The organism is Acinetobacter piscicola (assembly GCF_002233755.1).
Lineage (GTDB): Bacteria > Pseudomonadota > Gammaproteobacteria > Pseudomonadales > Moraxellaceae > Acinetobacter > Acinetobacter piscicola.
Genome location: NZ_NIFO01000004.1, coordinates 70,914 through 88,212 on the forward strand (window position 1 = coordinate 70,914; position 17,299 = coordinate 88,212).

Consider the following 17,299-nt stretch of genomic DNA (forward strand, 5'->3'; position numbering starts at 1 on the left):
TATACAACAAACAAAAATGACGATGAAAATTGCAATAATGAAAAAAACGACTTTAACGCTGGCTTTATGTGGATTGATGATTCTAACTGCATGTTCAGATGATGATGACGCTCAATCTTCCCCAAAAAACTTGAGCGAAACACTCACTTTAGAATTTGGTAATGACGCATGTTCGATGGGTGGTACACGTATTCAAAGTGGTTTAGACAATAATCAAAATGCTAAACTCGAAGCCAATGAAATAATCAAAACAGAAGACAGTTGTAAAACGAATCTGTTCACACAAGGTGTCGAACTTCCATTCACAGTATTGGGGAGAAATAATGCCAATGGGACAACCATTGACACTACTTTTGATATCCGTCAGGGTGGCTTTGGTTCAGATGTTGCAGCACATCCAAGCAATAAAAAGCAATTTTATGCCTTAACAGATCGTGGACCGAATGCTGATTTTAATGATAGCGTGCATGGGGCAGGCAAGATTTTTGCGATTGCTGACTATGTACCTAAAATTGGTTTGTTTGAGGTTCAAGATAACGGCACTGTGAAACTGGTTAAAACGATCTCTTTAAAAGATCGTAATGCTAAAGAGATCAGTGGGCTACCCAATAGCTCTGCTTTGGGTGGTACAGGTGAAACGCCTTATGATGTGAATGGTAAAGTGATTACTGTTGATTCAAGCAAGCCTTTTGATGCAGTCAATAATCCAATCAAGTTAGATGATTATGGCCTAGACAGTGAGGGGATTGCAGCCTTAAAAGATGGGACTTTTTGGGTCAGTGATGAGTACGGTCCACACATGGTGCACTATGATGCCAATGGTAAGGAAATCGGTCGTATTAACCCATTTAAGGCAGACAAGCGTAACAATTGGATATTACCAACTGAATTCAGTTATCGTCGTGCAAACCGTGGGATGGAAGGTTTAACCATTACTCCAGACCAAAAAACCTTGGTGGGTATCATGCAATCCACTTTGAGTTTGCCCAATAAAAATGTCAATAAATCAACACTGACTCGTATTGTGACCATCAATTTGGAAACAGGAAAAGTTGCACAATATCTGTATCAACAAGAAATAAAAGAGAATTCAAACTCTGCGATAGTGGCTTTAAGTGATACGCAATTTTTAGTTTTAGAACGTGATGGTCTATTTTATAAAGATTCAGCGAATGTCATGAAAAATGTCTATCGTATCGACCTCAGTCAAGCGACTAATTTAGAAAACATTCAAGATCAAAATAATCTTAAACAAGATGAAAAATTAGGACTAACCATTGCTGGAAAGACCCTAGAAGAATATCAACTTGAGCAAGGTTGGGACGCGCTAAAAGCCTTAAATATTGTGCCTGCACCAAAGACATTGGTACTAGATATGGGTAAAGCTATAAAATATCCACATGACAAAATGGAAGGTTTGTGGCTGATCAATCATACAACTTTAGGTATTTTAAATGATGACGATATGGGGTTGTGGTTTAACAGCAAAGGGATGGAACCCAAATACTTGGATGCTACCCGAACTCGTATCGACATAAATACGTTGTATATTGTCGATAAATTAAATTTAAAAGCACAATAAGTTCATCATTAGCCACCAAAAACGGTGGCTTTTTTATAACAATTTTCAAATTAAAAAAGAAAAGCAGGATTGAAAATGAATAACAGATTTCTTCTCGTATTGTGCAGTGGTTTTGTGATTTCAAATACTTGGGCTGCACCACAAGTGACTTCACGTGAATATAAGTTGTTATTACAAGCCGATCAGTTTAGTTATTCCAATGAATCATCGAATGTAAATACTTATATGCAACAAGCTAAAAATATTATCGCTCAACAAACAGGTCGTAGCGTTACGGGAAATTTAACATTAGATAAACAACGTCAAATTCGTTTTTATGATTCTCCAAGTAGCTGTTTACTCAACAATATTGGCTATAGTTTTAGAGAGCGTATTGAAAATGGCATATCTGAAGTGACGCTTAAATTTAGAAGTTATGATCATTATCTGGCTGATTTTGCAGATTTAAGCAGTCCAACGTCAGGTGCAAAAACCAAACTTGAAGATGATATTACTCAAACAGCAACACAAGGCTTTTTAGTGGGAGCAAGTAAATCGACCACTGTTCCCAATACGCGTACTTTGAATGATTTTTTAGACATTCATACACATTTTCCAAAGTTTAAAGAAAGTTTTGCAATCAGTGATAATCAGGCTTTAGCACTTGTAGGCGGTTTAACCATTTATGAAAGAAGTTATAGTGGTGTGACCATTGATTTGGGGGAGTTTGATGCTGAGATGGATATGAGTTTATGGTACACACAAATGCCATATGCGGGTTTGAAACCGGCTGTGGTTGAAGTGTCATTTAAATATCAAGATCCAAATGCAAACTATACCTATAAGGTCGTGCAACGTGCTGCGATTAGCTTCTCAGCCTTGAAATCATTGTCGAATTACAACGCACCAAGCTCAACACAAACCAAGACACAATTTGTTTACCAATATCAGCCAAATTTTTGTTCTTAATGCACTTTAAGATAGGCAAATGATTGAGTTTGTTATGCTTGAAAAATAGTCAAGAGATCTTTTGAAAATATCTTGACCAAATTGGGCGAATCTAAACAAAAATAGATAAATTCAGCGTATAATTATTGCCATTTATTTGTTCGCGTTTTGCGAATTTCTACTCATTATAGAGGAGTCCTACGTGGCCCAATATATTTACACGATGAACCGTGTGTCGAAAATGGTTCCGCCTAAGCGCGAAATCCTAAAAGACATCTCTTTATCATTCTTTCCAGGTGCAAAAATTGGTGTGCTTGGTTTAAACGGTGCAGGTAAGTCTACCTTGCTTCGTATTATGGCTGGCGTAGATAAAGATTTCTCAGGTGAAGCTCGTGCGCAACCGGGTATTAAAATCGGTTATCTAGAGCAAGAACCACCATTAGACCCAAATAAAGACGTTCGTGGTAACGTTGAAGATGGCTTACGTGAACCATTGGATGCATTGGCACGTTTGGATGAAGTTTTTGCTGAATATGCTGCTGAAGATGCAGACTTTGACGCGCTTGCGAAAGAGCAAGAAAAACTTGAAGCAATTATCCATTCTTGGGACGCACATAATTTAAGTAACCAAATGGATCAAGCTGCTGCTGCATTGAACCTTCCAGCTTGGGATGCAGATGTAAGCTTGCTTTCAGGTGGTGAACGCCGTCGTGTTGCATTGTGCCGTTTATTGTTGTCTAAACCAGACATGTTACTTCTAGACGAACCAACGAACCATTTGGACGCCGAATCTGTTACTTGGTTAGAACGTTTCTTGAAAGACTTTGCGGGCACAATTGTTGCGATTACGCATGACCGTTATTTCTTAGATAACGTTGCTGAATGGATTCTTGAACTTGACCGTGGTATGGGTATTCCGTATCAAGGTAACTATTCTTCTTGGTTAGAACAAAAGAATGCACGTTTAGAGCAGGAAAATAAACAAGAAGAATCTTTTGCTAAAGCATTGAAAAAAGAACTTGAATGGGTTCGTTCAAATGCTAAAGGTCAGCAAAAGAAAAACAAAGCGCGTATGGAGCGTTTTGAAGAACTTAACTCACGTGAGTTCCAACAGCGTAACGAAACCTCTGAAATCTATATTCCACCTGGTCCACGCCTAGGTAATAAGGTTGTAGAAATTGAAGGCATCAGCAAATCATTTGACGGTCGTTTACTGTATAAAGATTTGACCTTTACCATACCACCAACTGCGATTGTCGGTATTGTGGGTCCTAACGGTGCAGGTAAAACGACACTATTCCGTATGATGACTGGCGAGCAACAACCAGACACGGGTACTGTAACCCTAGGTGAGTCAGTTAAAGTGGCTTATGTAGGACAGATCCGTGATACTTTGGATAACAACAAAACGGTTTGGGAAGAAGTTTCTGGCGGTTTAGATATCTTAAGAATTGGTGAATACGAAATCGCATCACGTGCTTATATTGGTCGTTTTAACTTTAAAGGCCAAGATCAGCAAAAACGTGTAGGTGAGTTGTCAGGTGGTGAGCGTAACCGTTTACAACTTGCGAAAATCCTGCAAATGGGTGCAAACGTCATCTTACTCGATGAGCCATCGAACGACTTGGATATTGAAACATTACGTGCGCTTGAGGATGCAATTCTTGTATTCCCAGGTACGGTAATGGTGGTATCGCATGACCGTTGGTTCCTTGACCGTATTGCAACTCATATCTTGTCATTTGAAAATGAACAACCTGAATTCTACGAAGGTAACTATGCTGAATACGAAGCATATCGCCAGTCACGTTTAGGTGATGATGTTGTTCAGAAACGCACTAAATACAAAAAAATTGGCGGTTAATTGCTGATTTAAAACAAAAAACCAGCTTTCGAGCTGGTTTTTTATTGTCTAAAGAATGGTAAAGCATTGAGTTGGTTTTGAGCCTCAACATGTCCTTGGTTTGCTGCTAAAACTAGCCATTTTTGAGCTTTTAAGGTGTTGCTGTCTAAACCTAGCTGTCCATGTAAATACAGCATTCCCAATTTATACTGCGCTCGACTATAACCTTTCAAGGCTGCATGTAAAAGAAACCAAATGGCATTCCGTTGGTAATGATGTAGTTGATGATTAAATGCATTTTCAACACCAACACGATATCTCTGATTGGCTGCCAGATGCTCATAAGCTGTTGCCCGATGATAGGTATTTTGAGCTTCTGAAACCATAAAGGCGTGATTATTCACATAATGTTGTAAAGGCATTATTGATTTCCATATCATCCGAATTATTTTTATTAAATTCATTTTCCTCTACTCACTCTATTTGGAATAAAGCTTTCATTTCCAAGATTAAAATAAATAAATAGAATAAGAAATAGTCTGATTCTGATATTGATAAAAATAGTCTACTTAAAGTGTGATATTTATCATTCATTATAAATTTAGTGATAATTTATTTGCATAAAAATAATAATTTTGTAATTTTAAGAAATTAAAAGGTGAAACATTTTCATTAAATTGACATTTTATTTTAAGAAATATTCAACATTGCGGCAAAGTTGTTTTTTAAATATTTGAATAGAAGAATGTATCAACAGCAAAATTTGCTAAGCATATTGACGCGTTGTTGAAACGCACTAAGTTATATTTCAGACCAATAAAAAAGAGTGTTGTTTTAACACTCTTTTAACCGATCAAAATTTATTTGCCAATCAAAGACGCATTTCAATGCCTTGGTCTGCTAAATATTGTTTTGCTTCTGGAATGGTATATTGTCCAAAGTGGAAAATAGAGGCTGCAAGTACAGCATCTGCGCCACCTTTTAAAATACCATCGGCTAAATGTTGTAAATTACCCACACCACCAGAGGCAATCGTTGGAATGGTGACACGATCATTGATTTGGCGCATTAATTCGATGTCATAGCCTGCTTTTGTACCATCAGCATCCATTGAAGTAATCAACAGTTCACCTGCGCCGAAGTCTGCCATTTTGACAGCCCAATCAATCGCATCGATCCCTGTCGGTTTACGACCGCCGTGGGTGAAAATTTCCCACTTATTATCGGCTGTTTTTTTCGCATCAATGGCAACCACGATACATTGTGCGCCAAAGCGTTGTGAAGCCTCTTGTACAAACTCAGGATTAAACACCGCAGCAGAGTTAATGCTGACTTTATCTGCACCTGCATTTAACAGTAGGCGAATATCTTCAACTTTACGAACCCCGCCACCAACAGTCAAAGGAACGAATACGCTTTCAGCCATATGTTCTACAGTGCGATAGGTTGTATCTCGCTCACCTGAGGTTGCAGTGATGTCTAAAAAAGTAATTTCATCAGCACCTTGTTCATTATAACGGCGTGCAACTTCTACGGGGTCGCCTGCATCACGAATATCAAGGAACTGAACACCTTTGACTACACGCCCATTATCTACGTCTAGGCAAGGAATAATACGTTTAGCAAGCATAATTTTTTCCAAAAATAACAGCCGATTATGAAACTGAGCGATGTTGGTGCTACACCTCGCGAGTCAGAGAGGGTATTCTATCAAACTTATGTAAGTTTTTTCGCAGGTTTTATATGTCGGTTTATACCACTTTGAGTTTAAAGGAAGTTCAAGCCTTTGCAGCACCGTATGGATTAGAGGTTATTGAGCTGAATCCAATTCAAGGAGGTATTCAAAATACCAATTATTTTATTGTCTGTGCAGATGGGTCACAGTTTGTTTTAACATTGTTTGAAAATATGGACACGCAAGCAGCAGCGGAATTGATTCCAGTTTTAGAATATTTAGGACAACAAGGTTTAGCTGTTCCAGTACCGTTAAAGCATAGTGGTCAATCTATTCATACGTTGAAAGATAAACCTGCACAAATTGCGCCACGTATGTTAGGGCAGCATCCAATGCCTTCAACACTGGAGCAAGTTGAACAAATCGCAATTGCTCAGGCTCAAATGCATGTGGCTTTGCAAGATTTTCCATTACAACGTAAAACAGCACGTGATCATGCCTATTGGTACAATGTAGCGAAACAAATTAAACCGACTTTAAATGTTGCGGATACCGCATTGCTTAATAATCTTTTAGGTTTATATGAAGTATTGACAGCAATGTATCCAAATCGTCCCAAAGGTTTTATTCATTCGGACTTATTTCGTGACAATACGTTATTTGAAGGCAATACGCTTAAAGGTATTCTTGATTTTTATGAAATGAATCGAGATGAATTACTCTTTGATATTGCGATTACTTTAAATGACTTCTGTACCGAATATCCTGAAGTGACTTTGAATGAAGCTAAAGCAACGGCTTTTTTAAATGCATATTCATCTGTTCGTCCTTTAACTGAAGATGAAAAGTCTTGTTTGGAATTGTATTTGGCGATGGCAGCAGGGCGTTTTTGGATGATGCGTTTGCAAGTGGCACAAATGAATCAAGCAGAAGGACGTACAGGGGATGATATTTTGCAGAAAAATCCTTTAGAAATGCGTAATATGCTGGTAGAAAGATTAAAGTTTGTAACGGCTTAATAAATGTCAGGCTTCTTTTATTCAAATTATGTTGTGCTATGCAGAAATCATTGAAGCATGAATAAAAGAAGTCAAAATGATTTGGGATAAATAAATGCGTGATCAAGGTCGTTTGGTTGAGTGGTTTGATGATAAAGGCTATGGCTTTATCCAGCCCAATGATGAAGCTAAAGATCGTGTATTTTTACACATCAAAGACTTTGCACAGAAAGGACCACGTCCACTTGTCGGTTGCGCACTGGAATATGTTGTGCAACTGGATGGACAAGGATGCTTTAAAGCCAAGCAAGTGACTTATTTAAAAGCCAATCAAGCCAAGAAATTATCAAAAGTATCGAACAGTCTAGACACTCAATCATCATCAAAATTACAGCCGATGCAAATTCTGTGTGTGATTTATATTATCGCTTTGGTTATTTTGACTGCTACAGGTTTATTAGATAGTCTGGCGCTACTTTTTATTAGCATTATCAATGTGATGACGTATTGGTTTTATTCTCAAGATAAAGAAGCAGCCCAATTGGATCAACGTCGTGTCCCTGAAAATACTTTGCATATACTTGCCTTTTTAGGCGGTTGGCCAGCAGCTTGGTTAGCTCAACAACGTTTACGACATAAAACACAAAAACAACCTTTTAGAAAGGTATATTTCTGTACTATATTCTTCAATATTTTATTGATTTTATGGTTAATTTCTCCTTTAAATGTATTTAGAACTTAAAGGCAAATAACATATTACTTGAGGAATGATAATGAATAATTATGTAGATCCAAACAACAGTAAGTCACTGACTTTAATTTTATATATTCTTTATATTGTTGCGATTTTTTCGGGTGGAATATTCGCCATCGTGGCTTTAGTGATCAATTATGTAAAATTAGATTCGGTACGAGGTACTGTTTTTGAAAGTCATTTTAGATGGCAAATACGCACTTTTTGGTGGTATTTAATTTGGACATTACTGGCATTTATACCGTTCCTTTTCTTATTTTTGACGATGGATAATGCCAATGCGTTTGCAGGTGTTGCGGTGAGCGCTACGATATTCTGTGTTGCGGTATTATTTGTTTCTTGGGTATGGATTGTTTATCGTGCCATTCGAGGCATTATTGCTTTGAATGATAATCAGCCTGTGCCGCTATAGTCTGCTATTTTTTTTACTAAAATCAGCGATTTTCATAGTTGTTCTTAAAGTGTCATGTAAATGAGATGATCTTGTGTTTGAATAGAAAATAAAGGTTCATAAAAGGAGATCAACATGGTGATTGAACAGGCTTTATTTCATATCATTGATGGTCAGCAGATGGCTTTTGAAAAGAAATTTTATGAATTATCCGATATTTTTAGAAATGCGCAGGGTTGTGAAAAGTTTAAACTGATTCGTGGAATCGAAAATCCACAAAATTATGTTTTACAAATTTACTGGACTGATTTGGCAACACATACTGAAGTTTTTATGAAAACAGATGAGTTTAGACATTGGTTTATTGCCATGAAACCATTTTTAGCCCGTAAGATTGAAATGCAGCATTACGAAAGTACATTGGTTTAATAGATCAATGTATTTCAATTCATCATCAAGACATGATTAAGTTAACGTCAGTTCGGGGTAAACTTTGATGTAAGTCGTTGAAAAGATTGATCAGGTGCAGCGGAGTCTTACCGTTTAAAGTCAGATGTAAGGATTAACCTTCGGTTCGACCTACTTTTCTTTCGGGAAAAGTAGGCAAAACCATTTGTCAGTCGCCAACTCGACAGATATTAGCAAGTAGCTAATATCTTGCAAAAACAGTATATTACAGACGTAGTCCTGCCTCGAACAATGCGACTGACGTTTCCGCGTATCATATAGTTGGGCATATATCTTATCCCGAGCTCAGATTAAGTTAGTACAATTGAGCATAAGCCGCTAGAAACTAAAAAGAGAACATTACGTTCTCTTTTTTATAAACAGACAAGTTCAGGATTAAAAACTTTGCTCATCCAATAACAATTGCGCTTCACGAAGGTTTAAAGTCCCTTCATAAATGGCACGACCTGTAATCGCACCTAAAATACCGTGTTGACCTTTCAGATTGCGAACGTCATCAAGATTGGTTACGCCACCAGAAGCAATCACAGGTAATCCTGAATATTGAGCAAGTTGAACAGTTTGTTCAACATTTACACCTTGCATCATGCCATCACGTGCAATATCGGTATATACGATACTTGAAACGCCAGCATCAGCAAAACGTTTTGCCAAATCCGTTGCTTTTACATCCGTTACATTCGCCCAACCGTCAGTTGCAACGAAGCCATTGATTGCATCGATACCAACAATGATATGTCCTGCAAATTTTTTACATGCTTCTTCAACAAATTCAGGCTCTTTAACTGCTTTTGTACCAATGATGACAAAAGAAACGCCCGCTTCAAGATAATGCTCAATGGTTTCCAAAGAACGAATACCACCACCAATTTGAATTGGAAGTTCAGGCTGAGCCTTAGCAATCGCTTCAACCACAGGTTTATGGATCGGCGTACCTGCGAAAGCACCATTTAAATCAACTAAATGCAAACGACGAGCGCCTTCATTTACCCAATGTTGTGCAGTTGCCACTGGATCATCAGAAAATACGGTATCGTCTTCCATACGACCTTGTTTTAAACGGACACATTTGCCATCTTTCAGGTCAATTGCAGGGATGATCAGCATGCTTTCGCTCCTTGCCTAATCTCATGAGAATTCATTGTGGCTCATCTTAGCAAAGTATTGATCAATTTCTAAGTGTCAGTTGGAGCTTTTATTGAGGTGAATTTTCAATACCAGTCAAGTATTTGGACTGGTATTCAGGAAGTAGATCTAAACGGAGCAATTCTTTAAAAATTAAAACAGGTGCATAAGCATCGGCCGTGGCATATTCAATTTGTTGTTGAGTCAAATTTCTACGTGCCCAGTTGGATGTGCTTATGGATTTACTTTTAGGAAAATTAATTCTAAATAACAAAGCCATGGCATTTTTAATACCAATTGGATTATTGAGTCCAAAACTCGAAAAACTTTTCGATAGCTCAATGATATTATTCAGTTCAATGCCTTTTTTTCGAAATAAATGTGCATCATTCTTGAGTCCAAAACCAACTTTGATTTGGTTTTTATTTTCAAATATAGGTTTTAAAAAATCTAGAATTTCTGCTGATACTTGAAATAAATAGGCTTTTTCAGATGTTGCGAGCTGAATGAGATGTGGGCCTGTTTGAACCTCACCTTTGGTAAATGTGGGTTTAGATTCAGTATCAAAACCTAAAATACTCGCCGTTTTTAAAGCATGTTCAATATTCTTACATTGTTGGAGTGAATTGATCACCACAACATTTTCCAAAGAAAGGTTTTGAAACCGAGGAAAGGTCTGAATTTGCTCTTTACTTGGAATGGGTTGAACAGGATTATCCACGATCTTTCAGCATTCAAAAAATTAATTGTATTGTTATAACAAACTTGAGTTAAAAAGGTGATATTTTTGTGAGACGTAAATGATGGAAGCAAAATAATGGTAGAAAAAGATGATGATCTTTTTATTGAAGGTGCAAAGCGTTTAAAGCAACTGATTCAAGATAAAAATATTAAAGCCAGTGACATTGTGAACGTATTAGAAGCATCAAAAGGCACGATGGGTAAATGGCTACAAAATTCGACTCCTTCTAGCGCACAGAGTTTGATTGAGTTAGCACGCTTGGTGGGTATGACAGAGCGTTGGAATGCAGAATCTAAACAACAAGATAAGCAAGATCGTGCAGATCTCGTCAATCAAGCTTATATTGCTTCTGATGTTGATTTAAGCCAAGCCACCATTGAGCAGCTTATGGAAGAAATTAAACAGCGTTATCGTGCTTTAAATTTAAAAGCAGAGATTAAAATTAGCGTACAACCCATGGAAGGTGGCTTTGTGACGAAAGAAGATGAGACTGAAAAATAAAAATAGCCTTTTATGTGAATAAAAGGCTATTGATATTAAATGACAAGAATTATTCAGATTGTTCGACTTGTTGCTGATATTGTAATTGTTGTAGCTGAGCACGTTCGATATAGCTTTGATAAGCTGGAATTGAGATTGCAGCCAGCACACCCATTAATGGAATCATGATAATATAAATCCACCCTAAAACTTTCTCCCAACCTTTGGTCACACGTGGTGCGCCATAGTTATTTGTACCTGCATCACCTTTTGCACAACATAAATAAACTAGAAAGAAAAAGTTAATCAAAGGTACAAGCATGATAAGTGACAACCATCCACTTTGGTTTTTGTCATGTAAGCGGCGAATCGTAAAGACGAAAGTGAAGTAAATCAGTGCGATATAGAGTACTAAAAAAATAATACTTACAGACATAGAAAGTGACGAGAGGCTTTCAGGGTTCGTTCCAACCATGAGAACAACGACAACAATAGCAACTAGAAAAAACACCAAAGCACTTAAAAAAGACCAGCCTAAATAAGACATGCGTCCAAAACGTCCACTAGCACTTAAAGGTGAATCATTGGTTTGAAAATTAGAATTCATTTTATTTTCCTATTGAACGGTTTATTTAATCAGTTTTGAAATTTTTGTACTAAATTCGCTCAAAGCATAAAGAAAAAAACAATCAAAAGAAAGATTAGAAGAAAACTATGACTTCAAAAAGCAATCAAGCCAATAAAAATTGGCTTGATTTTAATGGCTTAACTTTAGAAATAAGAAGAACTTGAATGAATTAAATCTTCCATTCCACAAAGTTTTTAAGTAATTGCAAACCTGCGGTATGGCTCTTTTCAGGATGGAACTGTGTTGCGAATAGGTTTTCTTTATGAATGGCAGTGCAGAATGGCAAACCATAATCACAAGTTGCAGCAACAAGATCTTGATTTTTAGGTTCTACATAGTAGCTATGTACAAAATAAAAACGTGCATCCTGATCAATGTCTTTCCACATTGGATGACTTGGATCAGCTTGATGCACTTGATTCCAGCCCATGTGTGGGACTTTCAAACCCTCCACATTTGGGAAATGCTTAACAGCACCTTCAAAAATCCCCAATGCTGCTGAACCGCCATTTTCTTCTGAAGATTCAAGTAATGCTTGCATTCCGACACAAATGGCTAAAACGGGCTTATTAAACGCCGCGTTACGGACGACCTCATCGATACCTGCTTCACGCATGCCTTGCATACAATCACGCATCGCACCCACACCCGGGAAGACAATTTTATCTGCTTGTGCAATCAATTTTGGATCATTAGTGACATCTACAGTTGCACCAACATGTTCAAGTGCCTTCGCTGCTGAGTGAAGGTTTCCCATGCCGTAGTCAAGAAGGGCAATACGGGTCATTACAAAGTTCCTTTGGTAGATGCAACAGTATTTTCAGCACGAGGGTCAATTTCACATGCCATACGCAATGCACGTGCAAAGGCTTTAAACACACTTTCAATTTGGTGGTGGCTATTTTTGCCTTTTAAATTGTCAATATGTAAAGTCATCAATGCATGATTTACAAAACCTTGGAAAAATTCAGAAAATAAATCAACATCAAATGTGCCAATACGCGCGCGCGTGAATGGAATATCCATCCATAAACCCGGACGGCCTGACAAGTCTACAACAACGCGGCTTAAAGCTTCATCAAGTGGTGCGTAGAAATGACCGTAGCGTTTTAAACCCTTTTTATCACCCAAAGCTTGTGCAAAGGCTTGCCCAAGTGTGATTCCACAGTCTTCAACAGTGTGATGATCGTCAATGTCTAAGTCACCATCACAGTGAATATCGATATCAAATAAGCCATGACGCTTGATTTGATCAATCATATGGTCTAAAAAGGGAACACCTGTATTGAGCGTGCCTTGACCAGTACCATCAAGATTCACACGAACTCGAATTTTGGTTTCGTTAGTGTTTCTTACTACTTCACTGATACGTTGTGTCATGACACGTTCCTCAAAAACGTCAAAATTAAAAGTTTGATGTAACGATGTTTCGCTGTGACGAAAGTGACAGCATATTAGATTGCTCAGGAGGGTTAATCAATGCCTATTACCATACATGCTAAAACTTCACTGGAAAATGCGGAAGTTCGCGATCAGCTTGAGCGACTATACGACACCAGTCCAGAGTTTGGGGATGGTAAAGATGCCGTAGAACAACTTGAGCAAAACTTAGCTCAGTATACCTTACTTTACACCGCAGAATTTAATACCAAGATTATTGGTGCTTTATGGTGTACAGGGCAAGGAGAGAGCAAGATTTTAGAAAATATCGTGGTACATCCTGCAAACCGAGGCAGAGGTGTTGCAGAACGTTTGGTCGAAGAAGTGTGCAAAATTGAAGAAGAGAAAGGTGTGAAAAACTTTGAGCCAGGTTGTGGCGCAATACACCGTTGTCTGGCGCATCTGGGTAAAATCTAAGACTGAATAATTTCAGTTGTATAAAAAATTGAGTGATTCAATGTAATCGATTTATGACAGCCACTAGGCTGTCTTTTTTATTCTATATGCAGTAAAAGGGCTAAGCCCGATGCCAAATATTGCGGATTTGCTGTAAAAATAGACTATCGAACAAAAACATGCATACAAGACTTGACGGCATTACGGTTAAATTGTTTAATACGCCCCATCGGCGTGATAGCTCAGTAGGTAGAGCAACGGATTGAAAATCCGTGTGTCCCCAGTTCGATCCTGGGTCTCGCCACCATATTTAAAAAATCTTCAAGATTTCAATCCCTGATCCCATCAGGGATTTTTTTTGAGTAAAAAATATTCGGTTGAATAAAAAAGTCATGATTTATATTGACTATTGATCTGAGATACGGCTTAATACACCGCATCGGCGTGATAGCTCAGTAGGTAGAGCAACGGATTGAAAATCCGTGTGTCCCCAGTTCGATCCTGGGTCTCGCCACCATATTTAAAAAACCTCAATTTTTTTGAGGTTTTTTTTTGCTTAAATAAAAGCAATCAGGGAATGGATGAGCGATAGAGGATGATGAATCAATCTGATTGTCTTACAAAATGTATGCTTATATTATCGAAATGTCGTAAGATAAATTTTTATGAAAAGAATAGATTGTTATAAGAAAAATGAAAGATTTATTTTCAGCAGCTAGTCAGCTTTATCAACAAGCACGACCCAGTTATCCGCAGGAAGTTATTCAGGAAATACTTAAATATGTTCCTGAGCAGCAATTTGTGTGGGACTGTGGTGCAGGTTCTGGTCAATTTACTCAACTCTTAACGCCTTATTTTGATCATGTTGTGGCAACAGATATTAGTGAACAACAATTACAACATGCACCTTACTTTGAAAATGTTAGCTATCAAATACAACCTTCAGAAAAGACCTCATTCCTCGCACAAAGTTTTGATTTGATTACTGTCGCTCAAGCGATTCATTGGTTCGACTTTGAATCTTTTTACCAAGAAGTGACTCGCACCCTGAAGCCAAACGGTGTTTTGGCTGTGATCGGTTATGGCTTGATTCACGTGGAACATCATTTAATCAATCAAAAGATTCATGAGTTATATTTCGATACTTTACACGGCTATTGGGATGCTGAGCGTCATTATATTGATGAAGAATATCGGACGATTCCTTTTCCTTTTGAAGAAATTACCGTACCTGAATTGAAAATGCAGTATCAGTGGTCATCTGCACAGCTATTAAAATATTTATCCACATGGTCTGCGATAAAGCATTATATTGATAAAAATAAAATTAATCCTTTGCATGATTTGGCAGAAGCGCTCAGTGCTGAGCAGGAACTTTTAAACATAGAATTTCCTATATTTTTAAGAGTCGGTAAGACTAAAAAACGTAAGAAAAAAAGCTTTATGAAAAAAATCGGTCTGTAATTCGATTATGAAAAGCCGAAAACTATTGTTTTATTGCTTTGTGAAAGTGCAAAGCAAAGAATGCTCTAATCTTGGATTAAACGTTTACCTAAGCAGACCACTTCAATTTCTTCATAGCCTAATTGCTCATAAAAGCTTTGTACGTCAATGTTATCTCTACGAATAAGCAATTGTAGCTTAGGACAACCTAGTGCAATTAGACGCTTTTCCAGTTGCTGTATGAGCGCTGTTGCTACACCATTGCGTTGAACGTGTGGATGAACGGCTAAATAGTTTACCCAGCCACGATGACCGTCATAGCCACCCATCACAGTTGCGATGAGCTGTTCATCTTTGACTGCCAATAAAAATAAACCATCTTTTTGTGCCACTTTACGGAAAATATCAATTTCAGGATTATTCCATGGGCGAGTGAGCTCACATACTTCCCATAGTGCGATCACATCTTCTAAATCTATTTCTTGAAACTGACGGATGATAAACATGGCTTTTATTCTATCTCTTGTTTTTAAAGAAAGTTTACATCAGCTTAATATAAAAATGGGGTGATGATAAGTTTATTTTTTAAACAAAAACGTGCTCACATTCATTTAATTTTCTGTGAGATTTTTCATAAAGCAAAGTCGTGATTCTGTGTAGAGAAGGATTCTTTCTATCTGAAATTCATGCATAATGAAAATATAAAGACAATACAAGAAAAGGATTTCATGTGAATAAGACAGAATATGATTACATCATTATTGGTGGTGGAAGTTCAGGTTGTGTATTGGCGGGGCGTTTATCCGAAGACCCAAACGTATCTGTATGTTTACTGGAAGCAGGTGGAACTGGAGATGGATGGAAAGTTGAAGTTCCGAGTGCGGCTGTGATCAGTATTCCGACAAAAATTAATAATTGGGCATTTGAAACAGTCCCACAAAAGGGTTTGAATGGTCGTAAAGGTTATCAACCACGTGGTAAGTGTCTAGGTGGTTCGTCTGCAATTAATGCCATGATTTATATTCGAGGCAATCGACAAGATTATGATGACTGGGCGGCTTTGGGTAATGAGGGTTGGTCTTATGACGATGTGCTGCCTTATTTTATAAAATCTGAAAATAATAAAAGAATTAGCAACCCATATCATGGCAATGATGGCCCATTATCTGTAACCGATTTACACAGTGACAATCCGCTTCAGGAAAAGTTTCTAGCTGCAGCACGAGAGCAGGGTTATACCGTTCTTGATGATTTTAATGGAGCTGAACAAGAAGGGCTTGGAATCTATCAGGTTACCCATATCAATGGGGAGCGTTGCAGTTCTGCACGAGCTTATTTATTTCCACATCGTGACCGTAACAACTTAACCATTGAAACCTTTGCGCAGACGCAGCGTATTTTGATTGAAAACGGCGTTGCTGTTGGCGTGGAATACAAGCAAAACGGACAACTTAAACAAATATATGCTCGCCGTGAAGTACTGCTTAGTGCAGGGGCAATGCAGTCACCACAAATTTTAATGCTTTCAGGTGTGGGTGATCAGCAAGAGTTACTTCAGCATGGGATTGAAGTGAAAAAGCATTTACCCGGAGTAGGGCAGAATTTTCATGATCATCCTGATTTTATTTTTGGATATAAAGTTCGTGATATCCAAGGTACTTTTGGATTGTCGATCCCAGGTTCGATTGATCTCATTAAACAAATTCAGCGCTATCGCAAAGAACGTCGTGGTTTGATCACGACCAATTTTGCAGAATGTGGTGGTTTTCTTAAAAGTTCAGTAGAGCAGAGCTTACCGAATCTGCAATTACATTTTGTTGTGGCACTTGTTGATAATCATGCACGGACGATGCATGTTGGGCATGGTATTTCTTGTCATGTGTGTTTACTCAATCCGAAAAGCCGTGGCTCAATCAAAATCAGTGGGCCAAGCATTGATGATCCATTATTGATTGATCCTGATTTTTATGGTGATGAATCTGATTTGGAAGAAATGGTCAAAGGCTTTAAGAAAACCAAGCAACTGATGGAGTCGAGTGTTTTTAAAAGCATGGTTAAAGAAGACTTGTTTACAGCCAATGTGCAAACAGATGAGGAAATTCGTGAAGTTCTTCGAGATCGCTCAGATACGGTGTATCACCCTGTTGGGAGTTGTAAAATGGGCGTCGATGATCTAGCGGTGGTTGATGCTCGTTTGCGTGTTTATGGTATTGAAAATCTGCGCGTTGTAGATGCTTCAATTATGCCAAAAGTGGTGAATGGCAATACCAATGCTCCTGCAATCATGATTGCTGAAAAAGCGGCTGATATGATTCGTCAGGATCAGGCAGGAGTGGCATTTATTCAGAAGAAAGAAAAAGCAGTGATTTAATCAATATTAATTTGCAGGAAATAAAAAAACGCCCAA

19 protein-coding genes and 2 tRNA genes are annotated in these 17,299 nt (G+C 37.9%); 13 read left to right on the top strand and 8 right to left on the bottom strand.

The window, feature by feature from the left end; genetic code table 11:
- Positions 1-37 precede the first annotated feature (37 nt).
- The 3 genes from CDA10_RS08775 to ettA all read left to right on the top strand — a co-directional run bounded on the left by CDA10_RS08775 (position 38) and on the right by ettA (position 4,373).
- On the top strand, positions 38-1,582 hold the full coding sequence (locus CDA10_RS08775; RefSeq protein ID WP_089605253.1) for an esterase-like activity of phytase family protein: 1,545 nt from the start codon (positions 38-40) through the stop codon (positions 1,580-1,582).
- Between the two features lie 75 nt (positions 1,583-1,657).
- Complete coding sequence (locus tag CDA10_RS08780) at positions 1,658-2,530, top strand: hypothetical protein (RefSeq protein ID WP_089605254.1); 873 nt, start codon at positions 1,658-1,660, stop codon at positions 2,528-2,530.
- 181 nt (positions 2,531-2,711) lie between these two features.
- Positions 2,712-4,373: an energy-dependent translational throttle protein EttA gene (ettA, locus tag CDA10_RS08785; RefSeq protein WP_089605255.1), complete on the top strand. Its 1,662-nt coding sequence runs from the start codon at positions 2,712-2,714 to the stop codon at positions 4,371-4,373.
- Positions 4,374-4,414: 41 nt separating this feature from the next.
- On the opposite strand, the gene CDA10_RS08790 is transcribed toward ettA, so the two are convergent.
- Together CDA10_RS08790 and hisF are read right to left on the bottom strand one after the other, a co-directional pair.
- Positions 4,415-4,774, bottom strand: a complete 360-nt coding sequence (locus CDA10_RS08790) for an SEL1-like repeat protein (protein WP_171333966.1) — start codon at positions 4,772-4,774, stop codon at positions 4,415-4,417.
- A 449-nt stretch (positions 4,775-5,223) separates the two neighbouring features.
- Positions 5,224-5,982: an imidazole glycerol phosphate synthase subunit HisF gene (gene hisF, locus CDA10_RS08795; RefSeq protein WP_089605257.1), complete on the bottom strand. Its 759-nt coding sequence runs from the start codon at positions 5,980-5,982 to the stop codon at positions 5,224-5,226.
- A gap of 113 nt (positions 5,983-6,095) precedes the next feature.
- On the opposite strand from hisF, the gene CDA10_RS08800 reads away from it, so the two are divergent.
- The 4 genes from CDA10_RS08800 to CDA10_RS08815 all read left to right on the top strand — a co-directional run bounded on the left by CDA10_RS08800 (position 6,096) and on the right by CDA10_RS08815 (position 8,599).
- On the top strand, positions 6,096-7,046 hold the full coding sequence (locus CDA10_RS08800) for a homoserine kinase (protein ID WP_089605258.1): 951 nt from the start codon (positions 6,096-6,098) through the stop codon (positions 7,044-7,046).
- Between the two features lie 94 nt (positions 7,047-7,140).
- Positions 7,141-7,767, top strand: a complete 627-nt coding sequence (locus CDA10_RS08805; protein ID WP_089605259.1) for a DUF1294 domain-containing protein — start codon at positions 7,141-7,143, stop codon at positions 7,765-7,767.
- Positions 7,768-7,798: 31 nt separating this feature from the next.
- On the top strand, positions 7,799-8,191 hold the full coding sequence (locus CDA10_RS08810) for a DUF4870 family protein (RefSeq protein ID WP_089605260.1): 393 nt from the start codon (positions 7,799-7,801) through the stop codon (positions 8,189-8,191).
- A gap of 114 nt (positions 8,192-8,305) precedes the next feature.
- Entirely contained in the window at positions 8,306-8,599 is a 294-nt protein-coding gene (locus CDA10_RS08815) for an antibiotic biosynthesis monooxygenase family protein (RefSeq protein WP_089605261.1), read from the top strand.
- Positions 8,600-9,013: 414 nt separating this feature from the next.
- On the opposite strand, the gene hisA is transcribed toward CDA10_RS08815, so the two are convergent.
- Positions 9,014-9,745, bottom strand: coding sequence for a 1-(5-phosphoribosyl)-5-[(5-phosphoribosylamino)methylideneamino]imidazole-4-carboxamide isomerase (hisA, locus tag CDA10_RS08820; RefSeq protein WP_089605262.1), 732 nt, complete (start codon positions 9,743-9,745; stop codon positions 9,014-9,016).
- Between the two features lie 88 nt (positions 9,746-9,833).
- Entirely contained in the window at positions 9,834-10,484 is a 651-nt protein-coding gene (locus tag CDA10_RS08825; protein ID WP_089605263.1) for a 3'-5' exonuclease, read from the bottom strand.
- Between the two features lie 96 nt (positions 10,485-10,580).
- Here CDA10_RS08825 and CDA10_RS08830 point away from each other — a divergent pair, with 96 nt between their 5' ends.
- Complete coding sequence (locus CDA10_RS08830) at positions 10,581-11,006, top strand: transcriptional regulator (protein ID WP_089605264.1); 426 nt, start codon at positions 10,581-10,583, stop codon at positions 11,004-11,006.
- A gap of 49 nt (positions 11,007-11,055) precedes the next feature.
- Here CDA10_RS08830 and CDA10_RS08835 read toward each other — a convergent pair whose 3' ends face one another.
- The 3 genes from CDA10_RS08835 to hisB form a co-directional block, all read right to left on the bottom strand.
- Positions 11,056-11,592: a DUF805 domain-containing protein gene (locus tag CDA10_RS08835; RefSeq protein WP_089605265.1), complete on the bottom strand. Its 537-nt coding sequence runs from the start codon at positions 11,590-11,592 to the stop codon at positions 11,056-11,058.
- A gap of 190 nt (positions 11,593-11,782) precedes the next feature.
- Complete coding sequence (gene hisH / locus CDA10_RS08840) at positions 11,783-12,400, bottom strand: imidazole glycerol phosphate synthase subunit HisH (protein WP_089605266.1); 618 nt, start codon at positions 12,398-12,400, stop codon at positions 11,783-11,785.
- Positions 12,400-12,993 (bottom strand): imidazoleglycerol-phosphate dehydratase HisB, encoded by a 594-nt coding sequence (hisB, locus tag CDA10_RS08845; RefSeq protein WP_010112988.1) that lies wholly within the window; start codon positions 12,991-12,993, stop codon positions 12,400-12,402. The genes hisH and hisB overlap by 1 nt, the downstream gene beginning before the upstream one ends.
- A 99-nt stretch (positions 12,994-13,092) precedes the next feature.
- Between hisB and CDA10_RS08850 the strand changes: the two genes are divergently transcribed.
- The 4 genes from CDA10_RS08850 to CDA10_RS08865 all read left to right on the top strand — a co-directional run bounded on the left by CDA10_RS08850 (position 13,093) and on the right by CDA10_RS08865 (position 14,913).
- Positions 13,093-13,470: a GNAT family N-acetyltransferase gene (locus tag CDA10_RS08850; protein ID WP_089605267.1), complete on the top strand. Its 378-nt coding sequence runs from the start codon at positions 13,093-13,095 to the stop codon at positions 13,468-13,470.
- A 210-nt stretch (positions 13,471-13,680) separates the two neighbouring features.
- Positions 13,681-13,756, top strand: a tRNA-Phe gene (locus CDA10_RS08855).
- A 134-nt stretch (positions 13,757-13,890) separates the two neighbouring features.
- Positions 13,891-13,966, top strand: a tRNA-Phe gene (locus CDA10_RS08860).
- 176 nt (positions 13,967-14,142) lie between these two features.
- A complete protein-coding gene (locus CDA10_RS08865) occupies positions 14,143-14,913 on the top strand; it encodes a class I SAM-dependent methyltransferase (RefSeq protein WP_089605268.1) in 771 nt (256 codons plus the stop codon).
- 65 nt (positions 14,914-14,978) lie between these two features.
- Here CDA10_RS08865 and CDA10_RS08870 read toward each other — a convergent pair whose 3' ends face one another.
- On the bottom strand, positions 14,979-15,398 hold the full coding sequence (locus tag CDA10_RS08870; RefSeq protein ID WP_089605269.1) for a GNAT family acetyltransferase: 420 nt from the start codon (positions 15,396-15,398) through the stop codon (positions 14,979-14,981).
- Between the two features lie 224 nt (positions 15,399-15,622).
- On the opposite strand from CDA10_RS08870, the gene CDA10_RS08875 reads away from it, so the two are divergent.
- Positions 15,623-17,263: a GMC family oxidoreductase gene (locus CDA10_RS08875; protein WP_089605270.1), complete on the top strand. Its 1,641-nt coding sequence runs from the start codon at positions 15,623-15,625 to the stop codon at positions 17,261-17,263.
- Positions 17,264-17,299: the final 36 nt, after the last annotated feature.